Here is a 17621-nt window from a genome sequence, read left to right on the forward strand (position 1 = left end):
ATCCAGCCCCAGGACGCCAACGGCAACGTCTGCCGCGGCGATGTCATCACCGAGGATGTGTCCGGTTCCTATATTCACTCCGAGGGCCGGCTGATTGCCGCCCTGGGGGTCAGCAACCATGTGATCGTGGAAACCGACGATGTGGTGCTGGTGGCGGACCGCTCCAAGGTTCAGGACGTCAAGAAGCTGGTGGCCCAGGTCAAGGCCCAGGGCCGCCTTGAGCACCGCTTTCACAAGAAAGTGCACCGGCCCTGGGGCACCTACGAGGGTATCGCCATGGGCGGCCGCTTCCCGGGCAAGCGCATTACCGTCAACCCGGGCGCTGCGCTGTCCCTGCAGAAGCACCATCATCGCGCCGAGCACTGGGTGGTGGTCAGGGGCACCGCCATGGTCAATCGGGGCAACGAGGAATTGCTGCTGACCGAAGATCAGTCCACCTACATCCCGCTCGGGGTCACCCACCGGCTCACCAACCCCGGTGTGATCCCGCTGGAACTGATCGAGGTGCAGACCGGCAGCTACCTGGGGGAGGACGACATCGTCCGCTTCCAAGACACCTACAACCGGGTCTGAGCACCCGGCGAACACCCCACTGCCAGGATGGCGGTGGCGATAGACACAGGGCCTGCCGGAAGGCCCTCTGACAAAGGAAGGACCCATGGAAGACTGGCAAGGATGCCTGAGTCCCCGCTGCCAGACCGCACTCCAGCAGGCCCGGAGTTCGGTGCTGGACCGCGGCGGCGCCGCCATCACGATCGAAGATTTTCTGCTGGCATTGATCGACCAGGAGCCCGCCTTGCCGGTGTTCCTGCGCCAGCGTGGCGTGGACCTGGACGAACTTACCCGCACCATCCAGTGCGAACAGCCCATCGTGACCGAGATCCGCAGTGAGCAGTTACTGTCGTCGCAGCTTCAGTACTGGCTGGCCCTGAGTCGGGAGATATCATCTTCTCCCTGGCTCGACTGGGCCACGCTGCTGCAGGCCCTGACCTGTTCCGCCGACCGGCTGGCGGGCAAGGCCTACGTGGCGGTGCTGGAACAGGTGGGGGAAAACTGGCCCCAGCCGGAGGCGGATCTCCAGCTGACCGGACCTCCGGCGCCGGCTGCGTCCGGGCCGGTGGTGGTCACCCAGGCGTCCTGGTTGCAGCTGGCGCAGGACGTGGCGGTGCTGGCGGCCGCCCGGCCCAAGGGTCTGCTCTGGCTCACCGGTCCGTCCGGTTCGGGTAAGACCACCTGGTTGCAGACTCTGGTGCCGGCACTTTCCATTCCCTACCTGGCACTGGATCTGCGGGCCGAGGCCGAGGTGATGGGCTCGGATGTCCCGGTGTTTCCGGTCGCGGGCACTGACGGGGTCGATGCTCCGGCGCCGCTGCTGATCCTGGATAACGTTTCGCCGGCGGCCCTGAACACGCTGATGGCCGATCCGGCGGGCCTGGCCCGAACCCTGCTGCCGGCCCACACCGGACCCATTCTGCTGTTGAGCAAGGCCGAGGAGGGCGTACACGCCGGATTGCTGGAGCACCGCCTGGGTCGTGCCGTGCATCGGCTGGCCATGCCCGGCTGCAAAGCGGGCCAGCATCGGGCGATTATGACCGCCCACCAGCCGCGAATTGAGCGGCAGTGGGGTGTGGAGCTGGCTGACGGAGCGCTTCGTTACGCCAGTTCCATGGCGGGTCTGACCAAGTTGACGCCGGGAGAGGGCCTCAGCTGGCTCGCGGCGGCAGCGGCCAGGGTGAGCACGCTGGCGGATCAGGGCGCCGTCGAGACCCAGCGGCTGGCTGGTGAGGTGGATACCCTACAGCGGCAGATCCTGGTGGCCATGGCCCGGGGTGAGCCGCTACAGGAGCTGGAAGCGGCGCTTGCGAGGGTTAGCCTGGAGCGCACCGCCTCCGAGGTGAGCTGGCACGAACGCCGTGCCGCCGGTCACCAGAGGCGTGTACTGGTGGAGGACCTGAAGCGGGAACGTGAGGGCGCCACCGCTTCCCTTCCGCTGGCGCATTCGGCATGATTCGGCCTTTGGCGAACAGAAGGAGAGGCCAGGGTGCAGGATCTGGAGATTTACGTGCGGGATCTGGAGCCAGGTCAGCTGAGCGGCTGGCTGGGGCAGCAGCTGGACAACCTGACACTGCCGGACGACGAGCTCACCGGCAAAGCCATGAAAGGGCGCGGCCACTATCGCGGCGACACGGTCACGGTGAGTGTCTACCCGGGCGCGTTCGGCAAGCGCTACACATCGGTGATCCTGGAGGGCGAGAACCTGCCCTGGGGCGGGGATCTGGACTGTGCCCGCAGTGCCTGGCGGGCGCTTGAGACCGAAATCCGGTGCAGCACCGGCGACTGGCAGGAAGGTGACCCGGTGGAGGACGAGAAATGGTGGCGCCTGGATGAGCGCGGCGAACAGCAGGTGGTGTGGAACTGAGCCAGGCCACCGGAGCGGCAGCCTGGCCCGTTGTCAGTGATCAGTCCAGGGTGGAGACGTTGTCCGCCTGCAGGCCCTTGTCGGCCTCCACCACATCGAACCGTACCAGTTGACCCTGGCGGAGGACCCGGCGGCCACGGCCTCGGATGGCGCGGAAGTGGACAAAGACCTCGTCGCCGCTTTCACGGACGATAAAACCAAAGCCCTTCTTCACGTTGAACCACTTCACGGTGCCTTCTTCCGCACCCTCAGGGGTGCTCTCGTCGAAGTCGTCCTCTTCGTCGTCCTGCTGCTGAGCCTGGCGGGCCTGACGCTTGGGCTGCCGGATCTGACGGGGTTCCGGGCTCGGGCCGCGGGGCTCGGAGCGCGGCGCCAGTGCCACGGTGAAAAAGCCCACCAGACCGAACACCACAAAGCTCAGGATATAGGCGGCGATGCCCTGGGGGCTGCCCAGAATGAAACTGGGACTGCTGGCAAGCTCACTCTGTCCGGACTGGGCGAGAATCTGGAATACTTCCGGGGTCAGCAACGACAGCAGGGCGGCCAGTATGAAGGGCGCGGGAATAGCAATCAGAACCGCCAGAAGAATCACTCTACCTGGATTACGCATTGACGAAAGTCTCTCCATTGATCAGTAACACAACAAAAAACCGGATATCGGGTAACATGGATGCCAATACGCTGATATCCCGTCTATCCAGTCGATGAAAACCGCCGCGACAAACCTGTAAAGACGCCCTGGCGGTGCAAAAGCGGCATGATACCAGATAACCCCATTTGCTGACCAAAGTGACGGCCCAATCGCCTGTGACGGTCGTCATGGACGGATTGACGAAGGGTTAAAGGGTTAAAGGGTTAAACGAATCAGGAACGGATCAACAACGGCATGAATGCACAGCAACTCGAAGCACGGATGGATGAGCTGGAAACCCGGCTCGCCTTTCAGGACGATCTGATCGCCACCCTGAGCGATCAGGTGGCGCGCCAGGAACTGGACCTGCGCAAGTTGTGGGAGGCCAAGCAGCTGCTCAATAAACAGCTCTCGGAAATCTCACCGTCCAACATCAAGCGGGACGAGGACGAGACGCCGCCTCCCCATTACTGAGCCTCAGGCCAGCAGCTTGACCAGGATCTGCTCGTAGATCTCCGAGAGGGTGTCCAGGTCGTCGGCTTTGACGCACTCGTCGATCTTGTGGATGGTGGCGTTGAGGGGGCCCAGTTCCACCACCTGGGCGCCGGTGGGCGCGATGAAGCGTCCGTCCGAGGTACCGCCGGAGGTGGACAGTTCGGTGTCGCGGCCGGTGACCGAGCGGATGGCGTCCTGGGCGGCTTCCACCAGCGCGCCGCGCGCCGTCAGGAAGGGCTCGCCGCTGAGGTGCCACTGCAGGTCGTAGCGCAGGCCGTGGCCATCGAGGATTTCCCGGACCCGGGTCTGCAGGCTCTCGGCGGTGTTCTCGGTGCAGTAGCGGAAGTTGAAGTGCACCAGCAGCTCGCCGGGTATGACATTGCTGCCGGTACCGGCCTCCACCCGGGTGACCTGGAAGGTGGTGGCGGGGAAGAACTCGTTGCCCTGATCCCACTGTTCGGCCGCCAGCGCGGTCAGGGCCGGCGCCGCCCGGTGCACCGGGTTTTCCGCCAGGTGCGGGTAGGCGACATGGCCCTGGATGCCGTGGACCGTGAGGTAGCCGTGGAGGGAACCCCGGCGGCCATTCTTGATGACATCCCCCACCTGATGGGTGCTGGACGGCTCGCCGATCAGGCACCAGTCCATCTTCTCGCCCCGGGCCTCCAGGGTTTCCACCACTTTCACGGTGCCGCTGTGGGCGGGGCCTTCTTCGTCGCTGGTGATCAGCAGAGCGATGGATCCGCGATGGTGCGGGTGGCGCTGGACGAAGCGCTCGCAGGCGGTGACAAAAGCGGCCAGGCTGCCTTTCATGTCGGCCGCGCCACGGCCAAACAGGTAGCCACCGTGGATGCCCGCTTCGAAGGGCGGGTGCGACCAGTTCTTCTCCGGCCCGGTCGGCACCACGTCGGTATGACCGGCAAAGGCCAGCACCGGGCCTTCGTTGCCCTTGCGGGCCCAGAGGTTGTCCACATCACCAAAGCGCATGCTTTCGCCCTCAAAACCAAGGGGAGCCAGGCGTGACATCATCAGATCCTGGCAGCCGGCGTCATCCGGGGTGACGGAGGGGCGGCGGATGAGATCCTGCGCGAGCTGCAGGGTGGGGGACAGCTTCATGTTCGGTCCTTAGTCGGGTTCTGGTTTTGCTTTGGTGCTGCCTGCCTCCCCCCTCTCCCCAACCCCTCTCCCGCCAGGGGAGAGGGGCATCATGGGGGCTCCCGCCAGGGAGAGGCGCTTTATGGGGGTTCCCGGCAAAAGCGAGGGGCTGCGCGCATGCCCTGGTATTTCGGCTTTTACCTCCCCTCTCCCCTCGCGGGAGAGGGGCCGGGGGAGAGGGGGAGCTTTCGATCAGTTATTGGCGTGCAGCTCTTCGTTCAGCTCGATGGCGGTCTTGTTGGTCTTGCACTCCACGGCGCCGGTCTGGCTGTTGCGGCGGAACAGCAGGTCGGTCTTGGTGGCGGCGGTGATGTAGAGGCCGGCCTCCACGGTGCAGCGGTCCCCGAGCGGAATGCCGATGCCGGAGTTGGCACCGATCAGGCAGTTCTTGCCCACCGAGATGATGATGTTGCCGCCGCCGGAGAGGGTGCCCATGGTGGAGCAGCCACCGCCGAGGTCGGAGCCTTCACCGACGATCACGCCGGCGGAGATGCGGCCCTCGATCATGCTCTTGCCTTCGGTACCGGCGTTGAAGTTGATGAAGCCCTCATGCATGACGGTGGTGCCTTCGCCTACGTAGGCGCCGAGGCGGACCCGTGCGGTGTCGGCGATGCGCACACCTTTGGGCACCACGTAATCGGTCATCTGGGGGAACTTGTCCACCGACTTCACTTCCAGCAGGCGGCCTTCAAGACGGGCCCGGAGCTGGCGCTCGGACAGCTCGTTCAGGTCGATGGCGCCTTCGTTGGTCCAGGCCAGGTTGGGCAGCAAACCGAAGATGCCATCCAGCTTGAGCCCATGGGGCTTCACGTAGCGGTGTGAAATCAGGTGCAGCTTGAGATAGACCTCCGGCGTGGTGGCGGCGGTGTCGTCGGTCTCAAGCAGGGTGACCACCACCGGGCGGGTGCTGCTGGCGGCCCGTACTGCCAGGTTGGCCTGCTCACTGAAGCCGGCCTGGCCAAAGCCCTCCGCCAGGGCTTCCAGCTGCTTGGGAGTGGCCGCGATGGCCTGGTTGCCGCTGCGGTAGTCCAGGGCGTTGCCGGCAATCTCCACCAGTTTTGCTTCGGGCATGTACACCGGGTGCTGGTAGAAGACCTCCAGCCATTCGCCCTGGTTGTTCTGGGTGCCGATACCGATTCCGAATGCAAAACTCATTGTGGGGGTTGCTCCTGTCTGAAATGGAAAATCAAAGGCGGAAACTCAGGAAAAACGGCGTTGCCAGTCCTCGGCACTGAAACCGACACTGACCTCACCCTGATGCTCCACAACCGGCCGCTTGATGATGGACGGGTTGGCCAGCATCAGCTCGTGGGCGCTGAGGCTGTCTATGTTATCACGAACCTCGTCGGGCAGTTTACGCCAGGTGGTGCCGCGGCGGTTCAGCAGGGTCTCCCAGCCGGCAGCGGTTTCCCAGCGGGCCAGCAGTTCCGGGTCCAGGCCGTCTTTCTTGAAATCATGGAAGTCGTAGGCGATACCGGCGTCGTCCAGCCATTTCCGGGCTTTCTTGACGGTGTCGCAGTTCTTGATGCCGTAGAGTTTCATCACGGGTGCTTCAATCTCGGTTCGAATCGTTTGGGTGTCAGAGTGAGCGCACGAATCGCACGATGCGTTCGGCGCCCTCGATGCAGTCCGCCAGTGGGGCCACCAGGGCCATGCGCACGCGGTGCTCGCCGGGGTTATAGCCGTCCACGGTGCGGGACAGGTAGCGGCCGGGCAGCACGTGCACGTTCTGCCGTGCGGACAGTTCCCGGGCGAAGGTTTCGTCGTCCACCGGCGTCCGCGGCCAGAGGTAGAAGCCGGCGTCCGGGAAGTCCACTTCCATCACCTGGCGCAGGATGGGCACCACTGCCTCGAACTTGGCGCGGTAGGCGGCCCGGTTCTCCGTTACGTGGCTTTCGTCCTGCCAGGCGGCGATGCTGGCCACCTGGTGCTGGATGGGCATGGCGGAGCCGTGGTAGGTCCGGTAGCGCAGGTAGTCCCGCAGGATGGCGGCATCACCGGCGACAAAACCGGAGCGCAGGCCCGGCAGGTTGCTGCGTTTGGACAGGCTGTGGAACACCACGCAGCGGGCGAAATCGTCGCGGCCAATGGCGGCGCAGGTCTGCAGCAGGCCTTCGGGGGCCTGGCCCTCTTGCGGGTAGAGCTCGGAATAGCATTCGTCCGAGCAGATGATGAAATCGTGTTCGTCCGCCAGCTCGATCACCCGGGCCAGGGTCTGGCGCGGAATCACCGCGCCGCTGGGGTTGCCGGGGGAGCACAGGAACAGCACCTGGGTGTCGCGCCAAACCTCGGCGGGAACCTGATCGAAATCCGGAATGAAGCCGTTACCGGCATCGCAGGCCACGTAGTGGGGTGTGGCGCCGGCCAGCAGGGCCGCACCCTCGTAGATCTGGTAGAACGGATTGGGGCTGACCACCCTGGCCGGCCGGGTGTTGTCCACCACTGCCTGCACCAGCGAGAAAATGGCTTCCCGGGTGCCGTTGACCGGCACCACGTGGTTGCCGGCGGTCAGGCTGCCCGGGGCCAGCTCGAAGCGCCTGGTTGCCCAGGCGGCAATAGCCTCCCGCAGCTCATCCATGCCCTTGGTGGTGGGGTAGTTGGCCAGCCGGTCCAGGTTGGCGGCAATCACCTCTTTCACGAAGGCCGGGGATTCGTGCTTGGGCTCACCGATGGACAGCGCACTGGAGCTCAGCCCCGCCGGGGGCTGAACGCCGGCCTTGAGTTTGGTGAGCTTCTCGAACGGGTAGGGGTGGAGCCGGGAAAGATTGGGATTCATCGGGTGTCGTCCAGCATTTTGCATAAATCGTCCTGCAGCGCCTGGCACACCTTCGGGTCCCGCAGCGGCTCGCCCTGCTCGTCGGTAATGAAGAAGACGTCTTCCACCCGTTCGCCCAGGGTGGCGATCTTGGCGGTGGTCAGGCGGACGCGGTGTTCCAGCAGCACCTGGCCGACCCGGGCCAGCAAGCCCGGGCGGTCCGGAGTGATCACTTCCATCACCGTGCGCTGGTTGATGGTGTCGTTGGAGAAGGTCACTTCGGTCGGGAAGGCGAAGTGCTTCAGCTGCCGGGGCGTGCGCCGGTGGATGATGTCCGGGTAGTCCTCGGGGTCGTCCAGTTCCTCCACCAGGCGGTTGCGCACCCGGTCGCGGCGGGCCGGATCCTTGCCCAGGGGCTTGCCCTGCTCGTCCAGCACCACGTAGGCGCTGATGGAATAGGGGCCGTCGCTGGTGCTGATGCGGGCATCGACGATGTTCAGGTTGAGCTGTTCCAGCACCGCCGTGGTGGCGGCAAACAGGGCGACCCGATCCTTCATGTAGATGATGATCTGGGTGTAGCCGTCACTGGGGCCGCCGCGGGTGTCCCGCATCAGCACCAGCGGATCCGGGTTGTTGCCGTGGCGGATGATGGCGGCGGTCTGCCAGGCAATGTCCACGGTGGAGTCCTGCAGGAAGTATTCCTCGTCCAGGGTTTCCCAGACCCGGTCGATCTGCTCGTCGCTCATGTTCTGGGCGTGCAGGATCTCCCGGGCCTCGGACTGGGTGGCCCGCACCCACTCGTTGCGGTCCACCGGGTTGTCGGTGCCCCGGCGTAGTGCCCGCTTGGCCTCGATATACAGCTGGCGCAGCAGGGACGCGCGCCAGGTGTTCCAGAGCTTGGGGTTGGTGGCGCTGATGTCGCACACCGTCATCACGTAGAGGTAGTCCAGGTGGACCTGGCTGGGCACCGCGCGGGCAAAGCCGTGAATGATGTCCGGGTCGGAGATGTCCTTGCGCTGGGCGGTCATGGACATCAGCAGGTGGTTCTCAACCAGCCAGGAAATCAGCTTGGTGTCGCGCTCGCTCAGGTGATGGCTGCGGCAGAAGTTCTCGGCGTCGATGGCGCCCAGTTCGGAATGGTCACCGCCGCGGCCCTTGGCCACATCGTGGAAGATGCCGGCGATGTAGAGCACTTCGAGCTTGGGCAGCCGGTGGATCAGCCGGGAGGCCAGCGGGTATTCGGTGCGGGCCTCGACGCTGGTCAGCCGCACCATGTTGCGGATCACCCGCAGGGTATGGGCATCCACGGTATAGATGTGGAACAGATCATGCTGCATCTGGCCGATGATCTGGCCGAATTCCGGCAGGTAACGCCCCAGCACGTTGTACTTCTTCATGTGGGAGAGGGTCTGGTCCAGGGCGTGGGGCGTCTTCAGCAGCTCCATGAACAGCGAAGTCACCGCCAGGTCGTGGCGGAAGGCGTCGTCGATCAGGTGACGGTGGGCCCGCAGCGAGCGGATGGTGGTGGCCCGGATACCCTTGATCTCCGGATGCTGCGCCATCAGCACGAAGATCTCCATGATGGCGTAGGGGGCGTAGGCGAAGACCTGGTTGTTGATGGCTTCGATGTACTGGTTGCGGATCTGGAAGCGCTTGTTCAGCGGCTGGATGTCTTCCTTGCCGTCGCTGTCCAGGATGGCCTCATCGTAATACTGCAGGATGACGTCGGTCAGCTCCGCCAGCGCCAGCACGGTGCGGTAGTAGACCTGCATCATCAGCTCCACCCCCAGGCGTTTGCCCTCGTCCTTGTAGCCCAGCATGCGGGCCAGGGTACGCTGGTGGTCGAACAGCAGGCGGTTTTCACTGCGCTTGGCGATGAGCTGAAGGCCATAGCGCAGGCGCCAGAGGAAGGTCTCGCCGTCCAGCAGGATCTGGTATTCCTCTTCGGTCAGGATGCTGAAGCGGGTCAGGTCGGCCACGCTCTGCAGGCCAAAGTGGCGCTTGGTGATCCAGCCGATGGTCTGGATGTCCCGCAGGCCGCCTGGGGAGCCCTTGACGTTGGGCTCCAGGTTGTATTCGGTGTCGCCGTATTTCTGGTGGCGCCGCTTCTGCTCGTCCCGCTTGGCGATGAAGTAGTCTCTGTCGCTACTGACATCGTCGGAATAGACCGCCTCGCTCAGGGTCGCCCGCAGGTCGTCGGGCCCGACGATGGTGCGGGTCTCCAGCAGATTGGTGAGGATGGTGACGTCGTCGCGGGCGGCGGCCTTGCTCTCTTCGATGCTGCGAACGCTGTGGCCGATATCCAGCCGCAGGTCCCACAGCAGGGTCACGAAGCTGCCCAGGTCCTCCTGCCAGGCTTCCTGCACCCCGTCCCGGGTGAGCACCAGCAGGTCGATGTCCGAGTGGGGATGGAGCTCGCCGCGGCCATAGCCGCCGACAGCCACCAGGGCGATGTCGCCGGACGCCGAGAAGGGGTAGCGGTTCCAGATCAGCCGCAGTACCTGGTCGACGGTCTCGGCCCGGGAGCGCACCAGCTGGCGGACATCGGCGCCGTCCTGGAAGGCCTGGGCATCGGCGTTATAGGCCGTCTTCAGCAATTCCCTGGCGGGAGCTACCGGTGAAGCTTCACTGCTGATGCGGGATTCCAGGACGGCTGCTGTCACCTAAAAGGTCTCTTCCGAACGTTTGGTGAGCACTTCGTAACCATCGGCGGTCACCAGGATGGTGTGCTCCCACTGGGCGCTGAGCTTGTGGTCCTTGGTGACCACCGTCCAGTCGTCCGGCAGCAGTTTGCACTCCTTCTTGCCCTGGTTGATCATCGGCTCGATGGTGAAGGTCATGCCTTCCTTGAGCTCCATGCCGGTGCCGGGTTTGCCGTAGTGCATGACCTGGGGCTCCTCGTGGAATACCCGGCCGATGCCGTGGCCACAGTACTCCCGCACCACCGAGTAGCGGTTCTTTTCGGCGTGCTGCTGGATCACGTGGCCGATATCCCCCAGCCGGGCGCCGGGGCGCACCAGCTCGATGCCTTTATAGAGGCACTCCTGGGTGATGCGCACCAGGCGTTCGGCGGCAATCTTGGGTTCGCCCACAAAGAACATCTTGCTGGTGTCGCCGTGGTACTCATCCTTGATGACGGTGATGTCGATGTTGACGATGTCGCCGTTCTTGAGCACCTTCTTCTCGGACGGAATGCCGTGGCAGATGACGTGGTTGACGGAGGTGCAGATGGACTTGGGGAATCCCTTGTAGTTCAGCGGCGCGGGAATGGCCTTCTGTTCGTTGACGATGTAGTCGTGACAGATACGGTCTAGCTCCTCGGTGGTGACGCCGGGCTTGACGTAATCGCCGATCATCTCGAGCACCTCGGCGGCCAGCCGGCCGGCAACGCGCATTTTCTCGATTTCTTCCGGCGTTTTAATGGTTACCTGCATTGGGATTCCCGTTGATTTGGATCAAGCCCCTATTTTAGGGAGCTGGCGCCACAGGTACAAGAATGCCGCTGCTATCACTGATATAGAGCGGCTCTACGCCGGCGCTTATGTCGCAGCGCCCGGCCGGTTATAATGACAGACCGCGGAACCAAAACCGGTGGCTTTTGCGCGCCCGTTTATGGTATAAACGCGCCGCCGGAAAGTGATCCGGGCTCTCAGCCCCGGGCTTTTCCAGGCAAATTCGCACACGCGTCGACACGTTGTCCCAGGGTGCCTGTTCAGACAGGTTGGGGCAATTGGACGTGTGGAGGACTAACCCGAAGCTAAAAAGGTAATCATCATGGCTCAGGTAAACATGCGCGACCTGCTCAAGGCAGGTGCACACTTCGGTCACCAGACCCGTTACTGGAACCCGAAAATGTCCAAGTACATTTTCGGCGCCCGCAACAAGATTCATATCATCAACCTTGAGCAGACGGTTCCTGCCTTCAACGAAGCCCTGAACTTCGTACAGAAGCTGGCAGAGAACAAGAACAAGGTCCTGTTCGTCGGCACCAAGCGCGCCGCCGCCAAGATCGTCAAGGAAGAAGCCGAGCGTGCCGGCCAGCCTTACGTCAACCATCGCTGGTTGGGCGGTATGCTGACCAACTACAAGACCATCCGCCAGTCCATCCGTCGCTTCCGTGACCTGGAAACCCAGAGCCAGGACGGTACCTTCGACAAGCTGACCAAGAAGGAAGCCCTGGAGCGCACCCGCGAAATGGAAAAGCTGGAGCGCAGCATCGGTGGTATCAAGGAAATGGGCGGCCTGCCGGATGCCCTGTTCGTTATCGACGTTGACCACGAGCGCATCGCCATCAAGGAAGCCAACAAGCTGGGCATCCCGGTTATCGGCATCGTCGATACCAACAGCGATCCCGACGGCGTGGACTACGTGATTCCGGGCAACGACGACGCCATCCGCGCAATCCAGATCTACGTGAAGGCCGTGGCCGACACCTGCGTGGAAGCGGCGACTTCCGGCGCCGGCGCTGACGAGTTCGTGGAAGTCAGCGAAGACGTGGCTGGCGCCTCCGCCGCTGAGTAACCGGCGGGGCGTAACCGCCGTAGACACACAGGGTTGTTTCAGTGTGTCCGGCCGGGAGAAGGGGACTGCGGAGTGCGCTTCCGGTCCCCGTTTCTTTAAGTGGCCGACGGCGATGCATGACGGGACCTGATGTCCCGGCGACTGAATTGAATACGGTGCCGGCCTGAGCCGGCATCGATCCCAGATTCGTGATAACGAGAGGATTGAACATGGCTGCAATTACCGCTGCAATGGTCAAGGAACTGCGTGAGCGCACCGGTCTTGGCATGATGGAGTGCAAGAAGGCACTGGTTGAAGCCGGTGGCGACGTCGACGCGGCAATCGAAGAGCTGCGCAAGTCATCCGGCCTGAAGGCCGCCAAGAAGGCCGGCCGGACCGCCGCCGAGGGTGTTTCCCTGGTCAAGGTCAACAGCGAGCACACCCGCGCCCTGATCCTGGAAGTGAACTCCGAGACCGATTTCGTTGCCCGCGACGACAACTTCCTCAACTTCGCCCGCGAAGTGCTGGAAGTGGCCTTCAACAACGACGAGACCGACGTTGCCAAACTGATGGCCGGCGAGCTGGAAAGCAAGCGTGAGGCGCTGGTCCAGAAGATCGGTGAAAACATCACCGTGCGCCGCCTGGTACGTGTCGAAGGCGCGGTTGTGGACGGTTACGTGCACAACACCAACAAGATCGCCTCTGTTGTGGCTCTGACCGGTGGCAGCGCCGAGCTGGCCCGCGACGTGGCCATGCACGTGGCCGCCGTCAACCCGCGGGTTGGCAAGGCCGAGAACATGCCGGCCGAGGAAGTCGAGAAGGAGCGTGAGATCATCCGCGCCCAGCCCGACATGGAAGGCAAGCCGGCGGAAATCGTCGAAAAGATGACCACTGGCCGCATCAACAAGTTCCTCAAGGAAAACAGCCTGTGGGACCAGCCTTTCGTCAAGAACCCGGACCAGACCGTTGGTGCGCTGATCAAGGCCGAAGGTGCTGACCTGGCCGGATTCGTGCGCCTGGAAGTGGGTGAGGGCATCGAGCGTGAGGAAGTGGACTTCGCGGCCGAAGTGGCTGCCGCCGCCGGTACCGGCAAGTCCTGATCCCTCCGTCCTGAGGCGCTTGCACCGGCCGCGGAGGGGCTTGCTCCCTGCGACCGGTAAAAGCGCCGCCAAGTCCGCCACGTCGGTCGGGTTACCCGGCTGCCGTGGCTGGCTTGTATCTGAGATGGCCTTTTTTGTCCCCGTCGGGCGAGGGCCATGTCAGATACAGGCCCGGCCCAGCGGTGACAGCGGTTACCGTCCGGCCAGCCCGCTGAGCCATCAGGCCAGGATTCCATCATCCTGGCTGACACCGTAAGAGGGGACCCATCACCATGCCGAAATCTTCCAGTACCCAGCCCAGATATAAACGTGTGTTGCTCAAACTCAGTGGTGAAGCGCTGATGGGGGAGCACGATTTCGGTATTGACCCCAAGGTACTGGACCGCATGGCACTGGAGATCGGCGCCCTGATCGGCATCGGCGTCCAGGTGGGCCTGGTCATCGGCGGCGGCAACCTTTTCCGGGGCGCGGCCCTTAACGCCGCCGGCATGGACCGGGTAACCGGTGACCACATGGGCATGCTGGCCACCGTGATGAACGGCCTGGCCATGCGGGACGCCCTGGAGCGCTCCAACATCCGGACCCGGGTGATGTCGGCCATTCCCATGAGTGGCGTTGTGGAGCATTACGACCGTCGCCGAGCCCTGCGGGACCTGAAGGACGGGGACGTGGTGATCTTCTGCGCCGGCACCGGCAATCCCTTCTTCACCACCGACTCCGCCGCCTGTCTGCGGGGCATCGAGATCGAGGCCGACGCGGTTCTCAAAGCCACCAAGGTGGACGGTGTATACTCTGCCGACCCGGTCCTGGATCCCACCGCCGAGAAGTACGAGCGCCTCACCTACGACGAGGTCCTGGACAAGAAGCTGGGCGTGATGGACCTGACCGCCATCTGCCTTTGCCGTGACCAGGGCATGCCGGTACGGGTATTCAACATGAGCAAACCCGGTGTGCTGACCCGCATTGTCGTGGGTGAGAATGAAGGCACCCTGATCGAGGCCGGTGACAACCCGGAAATCGAGCCCAGCGCAATCGCCTAACACTCGACGGGCGCCCGCGGGCCGCCCGGATAACGATTTGAGGATAGAGACGTGATTAACGAGATTAAGTCCGACGCTGAAAACCGCATGCAGAAAAGTCTGGAGGCCCTCAAGGGCGCCTTCAACAAGATCCGGACCGGCCGTGCCCACCCGTCGATTCTCGACAGCGTGATGGTCAGCTACTACGGTCAGGAAACACCGCTCAAGCAGGTGGCCAGCGTCAACGTGGAAGACAACCGCACCCTGGTGGTTGCCCCCTACGAGAAAAGCATGAGCCCGACCGTGGAAAAAGCCATCATGATGGCGGACCTGGGCCTGAACCCCTCGTCCTCTGGCGATGTGATCCGTGTGCCCATGCCCATGCTGACCGAGGAAACCCGTCGCAACATGGTCAAGCAGGCCAGGGCTGATGCCGAACACGGCCGGGTGTCCATTCGCAACGCCCGCCGTGACGCCAACAACGACCTCAAGGAACTGCTGAAAGAGAAGGAAATCAGCGAGGACGAGGAGCGTCGTGGCCAGGAAGAGGTCCAGAAGCTGACCGACAAGTACATCGCCGAAGTGGACAAGATGCTCAAGGCCAAGGAAGAGGACCTGATGGAGGTCTGACCCGCCTGACATATCAACAACAGTCGGCCGGGCCATGGGTACCGGCCGATCAGGGGATGGCATGACGGAAAGTGTTTCAGCCGGGAAACCGGCCGCGGGAGTGCCCCTTGCCGCCGGCTCGCGCCCACGGCATGTGGCAATCATCATGGACGGCAACAACCGTTGGGCCAAGGCGCATCGGCTGACTGGCGTGGCAGGCCACAAGGCCGGCGTCAACGCGGTCAAGTCGGTGGTGGAAACCTGCGCCCGGGAAGGCGTGGAAGTGCTCACCCTGTTTGCCTTCTCCAGCGAGAACTGGCGCCGGCCCGCGGATGAGGTGTCCGCCCTGATGCGGCTGTTCCTGTTCGCCCTGGAGCGGGAGGTCAAGAAACTCCATCGCAACAACATCCGCCTGCGCATCATCGGTGACCGTTCCGCGTTCAGCGAAACCCTGCAGGAGCACATGGCCCGGGCGGAAGAGATGACCCGGCACAACAGCCAGATGACCTTGGTGATCGCTGCCAACTATGGCGGGCAGTGGGACATTACCCAGGCCACCCGCCAGCTGGCGCGGCGGGTCCAGGCCGGGGAGCTGACCCCCTCCGACATCACCGACGAGACCCTGACCGCGCACCTGTCCATCGGCGATCTGCCCATGCCGGACCTGATGATCCGCACCGCCGGGGAGCAGCGCATCAGCAATTTCCTGCTCTGGCACCTGGCCTACACGGAACTGTACTTCTCCCCGGTATACTGGCCTGATTTCCGCGAAGAGCAGATGCGTGAGGCCCTGAAGGCCTACGCGGGCCGCAAGCGCCGCTTCGGTCAGACCGACGACCAGATTGCCAGTCAGGCCGTTTCAGAATAACGACAATAGAGCGAATCGCCCTGTGCTCAAGACCCGCATCATCACAGCCTTGATTCTCGCCCCCATCGCCGTGGGTGGTATCTTTTTCCTGCCGCCGGTCGGGTTCGCCGTCTTCACAGGCATCATCATCGCCATCGGCGGCTGGGAGTGGGCCAACATGGCGGGCATGACGTCCCAGGCGGCCCGTTGCGCCTACGCCGCGGTCATGGCGTTGATCCTTTTCGCGCTGTGGCAGGTTCATGCCCTCAGCGTGCTCTGGCTGGCGCTGCTCTGGTGGCTGGTGTGCCTGGTGCTGGTGCGGTCCTACCCCGGGCTCTCCGAACACTGGCGGACGGTGCCGGTGCGGGCATTGCTGGGGCTGCTGGTGCTGGTGCCGGCGTGGGTGGGCCTGAACCACCTGCGTACCGGCGTGGTCGAGTTCGGCCAGGTCAGCACCGGCCTGCTGTTCATTCTCTACGTGTTCTTCATTGTCTGGGTGGCCGACATCGGCGCCTATTTCGCCGGCCGTGCCTTCGGCAAGGCAAAGCTGGCCCCGAGGGTCAGCCCGGGTAAATCCTGGGCCGGCGTCTGGGGCGGTCAGGTGGCGGTGGCGGTACTGGCGATTGTGGCCAGCCTGCTGGTGGGCGCCAGTCCGGCCCAGACCCTGCTGCTGGTGATCGTCAGCCTGTTCACCGGGCTGGTGTCGGTACTGGGGGATCTGCTGGAATCCATGTTCAAGCGCCACCGCGGTATCAAGGACAGCAGCCAGCTGCTGCCGGGCCATGGCGGTATCCTTGACCGCATCGACAGTCTCACCGCCGCCATTCCGGTGTTCGCGCTGCTGGTGACCCTGCTGGGGTGGTTGCGGGCGGGTGCGCTGTGAAACGCCAGGTCACCATCCTTGGCGCCACCGGCTCCATCGGTCTGAGTACCCTGGATGTGGTGCGCCGTCATCCGGACCGGTTTGCCCTGCATGCCCTGACCGCCAATACCAATGTCGATGAGATGGCCCGCCTGTGCCGGGAGTTCCGGCCCCGGGTGGCGGTGATGGCGGACAGCCGGAGCGCCGAGGCGCTGGTACAGGCACTCGGCCAGAACACGGAAACTGAGGTGTTGGCGGGGGAGCAGGGCCTGTGCCAGGTTGCCGAGGCGCCGGATACCGATACGGTTATGGCCGCCATTGTCGGCGGCGCCGGGCTGCCGCCCACCCTGGCGGCGGTTCGTTCCGGCAAGCGGGTATTGCTCGCCAACAAGGAAGCCCTGGTGATGTCCGGCCAGCTGTTCATGGACGCGGTCAGCGAATCCGGTGCCGAACTGCTGCCCATCGACAGCGAACACAACGCCATCTTCCAGTGCCTGCCGGTGGCCCGGAACCGGGATTTGGGAGTGGATGGCGTCCGGCGGATCCTGCTGACCGCTTCCGGTGGGCCCTTCCGCAATCACACCGCCGAGGCCTTGCGGACGGTGTCGCCGGCCCAGGCCTGCAAGCATCCCAACTGGTCCATGGGGCAGAAGATTTCGGTGGATTCCGCCACCCTGATGAACAAGGGCCTGGAGCTGATCGAAGCCTGCTGGCTGTTCAACGCCCGGCCGGAGCAGGTGGAGGTGCATGTGCATCCGGAGAGCATCATCCACTCGATGGTGGAGTATGTGGACGGCTCGGTGCTGGCCCAGCTCGGCAGCCCGGATATGCGAACCCCCATCGCCAACGGGCTGGCCTGGCCGGAGCGCATCGATGCCGGCGTACCGCCGCTGGATCTGTTCGCCATTGGCCGCTTCCATTTCGAGCGCCCGGACCTGGAACGCTTCCCCTGCCTGCGGCTGGCGGCGGAAGCCTATCGCGCCGGCGGCACCGCGCCGGCGGTACTCAACGCCGCCAACGAGGTGGCAGTGGCGGCGTTTCTGGACCGGGCGCTGTGTTTTGCCGATATCCCCGCTATCATAGAGCGCACACTGGCAGAGCTACCGGTCCTGCCGGCGGACAGTTTTGACACCATTTTCGCCCAGGATCGGGCGGCGCGTCAGGTGGCCCGGGAACAGATAGCCCGGCTGCCTGTCTGAACGTTTCAGCGCCAAGTCGCCGGCCGTCCACCA

The 17621-nt window shown here is 63.9% G+C and carries 18 protein-coding genes; 11 read left to right on the top strand and 7 right to left on the bottom strand.

Going from position 1 to position 17621, the window contains the following annotated elements; translation table 11 throughout:
• The 3 genes from R3280_RS02170 to R3280_RS02180 all read left to right on the top strand — a co-directional run.
• Positions 1 to 573: cupin domain-containing protein (locus tag R3280_RS02170; RefSeq protein ID WP_318996937.1), on the top strand; the 573-nt coding region annotated here is incomplete at its 5' end.
• Positions 574 to 658: 85 nt separating this feature from the next.
• Positions 659 to 2008, top strand: coding sequence for a hypothetical protein (locus tag R3280_RS02175; protein WP_318996938.1), 1350 nt, complete (start codon positions 659 to 661; stop codon positions 2006 to 2008).
• Between the two features lie 33 nt (positions 2009 to 2041).
• Positions 2042 to 2419, top strand: a complete 378-nt coding sequence (locus R3280_RS02180; RefSeq protein ID WP_318996939.1) for a hypothetical protein — start codon at positions 2042 to 2044, stop codon at positions 2417 to 2419.
• A gap of 40 nt (positions 2420 to 2459) precedes the next feature.
• Here the strand turns inward: R3280_RS02180 and R3280_RS02185 are convergent, their stop codons facing one another.
• Complete coding sequence (locus tag R3280_RS02185; protein ID WP_318996940.1) at positions 2460 to 3029, bottom strand: cold shock domain-containing protein; 570 nt, start codon at positions 3027 to 3029, stop codon at positions 2460 to 2462.
• 276 nt (positions 3030 to 3305) lie between these two features.
• Here R3280_RS02185 and R3280_RS02190 point away from each other — a divergent pair, with 276 nt between their 5' ends.
• Positions 3306 to 3524 (top strand): SlyX family protein, encoded by a 219-nt coding sequence (locus R3280_RS02190; protein ID WP_318996941.1) that lies wholly within the window; start codon positions 3306 to 3308, stop codon positions 3522 to 3524.
• A gap of 3 nt (positions 3525 to 3527) precedes the next feature.
• Here the strand turns inward: R3280_RS02190 and dapE are convergent, their stop codons facing one another.
• The 6 genes from dapE to map form a co-directional block, all read right to left on the bottom strand.
• Complete coding sequence (dapE, locus tag R3280_RS02195) at positions 3528 to 4658, bottom strand: succinyl-diaminopimelate desuccinylase (protein ID WP_318996942.1); 1131 nt, start codon at positions 4656 to 4658, stop codon at positions 3528 to 3530.
• 231 nt (positions 4659 to 4889) lie between these two features.
• A complete protein-coding gene (locus tag R3280_RS02200; RefSeq protein ID WP_318996943.1) occupies positions 4890 to 5852 on the bottom strand; it encodes a DapH/DapD/GlmU-related protein in 963 nt (320 codons plus the stop codon).
• A gap of 45 nt (positions 5853 to 5897) precedes the next feature.
• The gene (locus tag R3280_RS02205; RefSeq protein WP_318997001.1) at positions 5898 to 6239 is read right to left on the bottom strand and encodes an ArsC family reductase; all 342 of its coding nucleotides are present in this window, start codon (positions 6237 to 6239) and stop codon (positions 5898 to 5900) included.
• Positions 6240 to 6276: 37 nt separating this feature from the next.
• Positions 6277 to 7473: a succinyldiaminopimelate transaminase gene (gene dapC, locus R3280_RS02210; RefSeq protein WP_318996944.1), complete on the bottom strand. Its 1197-nt coding sequence runs from the start codon at positions 7471 to 7473 to the stop codon at positions 6277 to 6279.
• The gene (locus R3280_RS02215; RefSeq protein WP_318996945.1) at positions 7470 to 10115 is read right to left on the bottom strand and encodes a [protein-PII] uridylyltransferase; all 2646 of its coding nucleotides are present in this window, start codon (positions 10113 to 10115) and stop codon (positions 7470 to 7472) included. Before R3280_RS02215 ends, dapC begins: the two co-directional genes overlap by 4 nt.
• Positions 10116 to 10886, bottom strand: coding sequence for a type I methionyl aminopeptidase (gene map / locus R3280_RS02220; RefSeq protein ID WP_318996946.1), 771 nt, complete (start codon positions 10884 to 10886; stop codon positions 10116 to 10118). It abuts the gene before it with no gap.
• Positions 10887 to 11226: 340 nt separating this feature from the next.
• On the opposite strand from map, the gene rpsB reads away from it, so the two are divergent.
• The 7 genes from rpsB (at position 11227) to ispC (ending at position 17588) form a co-directional block, all read left to right on the top strand.
• Positions 11227 to 11973, top strand: coding sequence for a 30S ribosomal protein S2 (gene rpsB, locus R3280_RS02225; RefSeq protein ID WP_318996947.1), 747 nt, complete (start codon positions 11227 to 11229; stop codon positions 11971 to 11973).
• 209 nt (positions 11974 to 12182) lie between these two features.
• Positions 12183 to 13052, top strand: coding sequence for a translation elongation factor Ts (gene tsf, locus R3280_RS02230; RefSeq protein ID WP_318996948.1), 870 nt, complete (start codon positions 12183 to 12185; stop codon positions 13050 to 13052).
• 272 nt (positions 13053 to 13324) lie between these two features.
• The gene (pyrH, locus tag R3280_RS02235; RefSeq protein ID WP_318996949.1) at positions 13325 to 14092 is read left to right on the top strand and encodes a UMP kinase; all 768 of its coding nucleotides are present in this window, start codon (positions 13325 to 13327) and stop codon (positions 14090 to 14092) included.
• Between the two features lie 51 nt (positions 14093 to 14143).
• The gene (gene frr / locus R3280_RS02240) at positions 14144 to 14701 is read left to right on the top strand and encodes a ribosome recycling factor (RefSeq protein WP_318996950.1); all 558 of its coding nucleotides are present in this window, start codon (positions 14144 to 14146) and stop codon (positions 14699 to 14701) included.
• 61 nt (positions 14702 to 14762) lie between these two features.
• Positions 14763 to 15548, top strand: coding sequence for a polyprenyl diphosphate synthase (gene uppS / locus R3280_RS02245; protein ID WP_318996951.1), 786 nt, complete (start codon positions 14763 to 14765; stop codon positions 15546 to 15548).
• Between the two features lie 22 nt (positions 15549 to 15570).
• Complete coding sequence (locus tag R3280_RS02250; protein ID WP_318996952.1) at positions 15571 to 16410, top strand: phosphatidate cytidylyltransferase; 840 nt, start codon at positions 15571 to 15573, stop codon at positions 16408 to 16410.
• Positions 16407 to 17588, top strand: coding sequence for a 1-deoxy-D-xylulose-5-phosphate reductoisomerase (gene ispC / locus R3280_RS02255; RefSeq protein ID WP_318996953.1), 1182 nt, complete (start codon positions 16407 to 16409; stop codon positions 17586 to 17588). The genes R3280_RS02250 and ispC overlap by 4 nt, the downstream gene beginning before the upstream one ends.
• Positions 17589 to 17621 lie beyond the last annotated feature (33 nt).

The organism is Marinobacter sp. (assembly GCF_033722195.1).
GTDB lineage: Bacteria > Pseudomonadota > Gammaproteobacteria > Pseudomonadales > Oleiphilaceae > Marinobacter.

Bases quoted from the DNA above. Each gene is read 5' to 3' on its own strand.
- R3280_RS02175 (WP_318996938.1), top strand. From the start codon at position 659: ATGGAAGACTGGCAAGGATGCCTGAGTCCCCGCTGCCAGACCGCACTC.
- R3280_RS02185 (WP_318996940.1), bottom strand. From the start codon at position 3,029: ATGCGTAATCCAGGTAGAGTGATTCTTCTGGCGGTTCTGATTGCTATT.
- R3280_RS02190 (WP_318996941.1), top strand. From the start codon at position 3,306: ATGAATGCACAGCAACTCGAAGCACGGATGGATGAGCTGGAAACCCGG.
- dapE (WP_318996942.1), bottom strand. From the start codon at position 4,658: ATGAAGCTGTCCCCCACCCTGCAGCTCGCGCAGGATCTCATCCGCCGC.
- R3280_RS02200 (WP_318996943.1), bottom strand. From the start codon at position 5,852: ATGAGTTTTGCATTCGGAATCGGTATCGGCACCCAGAACAACCAGGGC.
- R3280_RS02205 (WP_318997001.1), bottom strand. From the start codon at position 6,239: ATGAAACTCTACGGCATCAAGAACTGCGACACCGTCAAGAAAGCCCGG.
- dapC (WP_318996944.1), bottom strand. From the start codon at position 7,473: ATGAATCCCAATCTTTCCCGGCTCCACCCCTACCCGTTCGAGAAGCTC.
- map (WP_318996946.1), bottom strand. From the start codon at position 10,886: ATGCAGGTAACCATTAAAACGCCGGAAGAAATCGAGAAAATGCGCGTT.
- rpsB (WP_318996947.1), top strand. From the start codon at position 11,227: ATGGCTCAGGTAAACATGCGCGACCTGCTCAAGGCAGGTGCACACTTC.
- tsf (WP_318996948.1), top strand. From the start codon at position 12,183: ATGGCTGCAATTACCGCTGCAATGGTCAAGGAACTGCGTGAGCGCACC.
- pyrH (WP_318996949.1), top strand. From the start codon at position 13,325: ATGCCGAAATCTTCCAGTACCCAGCCCAGATATAAACGTGTGTTGCTC.
- uppS (WP_318996951.1), top strand. From the start codon at position 14,763: ATGACGGAAAGTGTTTCAGCCGGGAAACCGGCCGCGGGAGTGCCCCTT.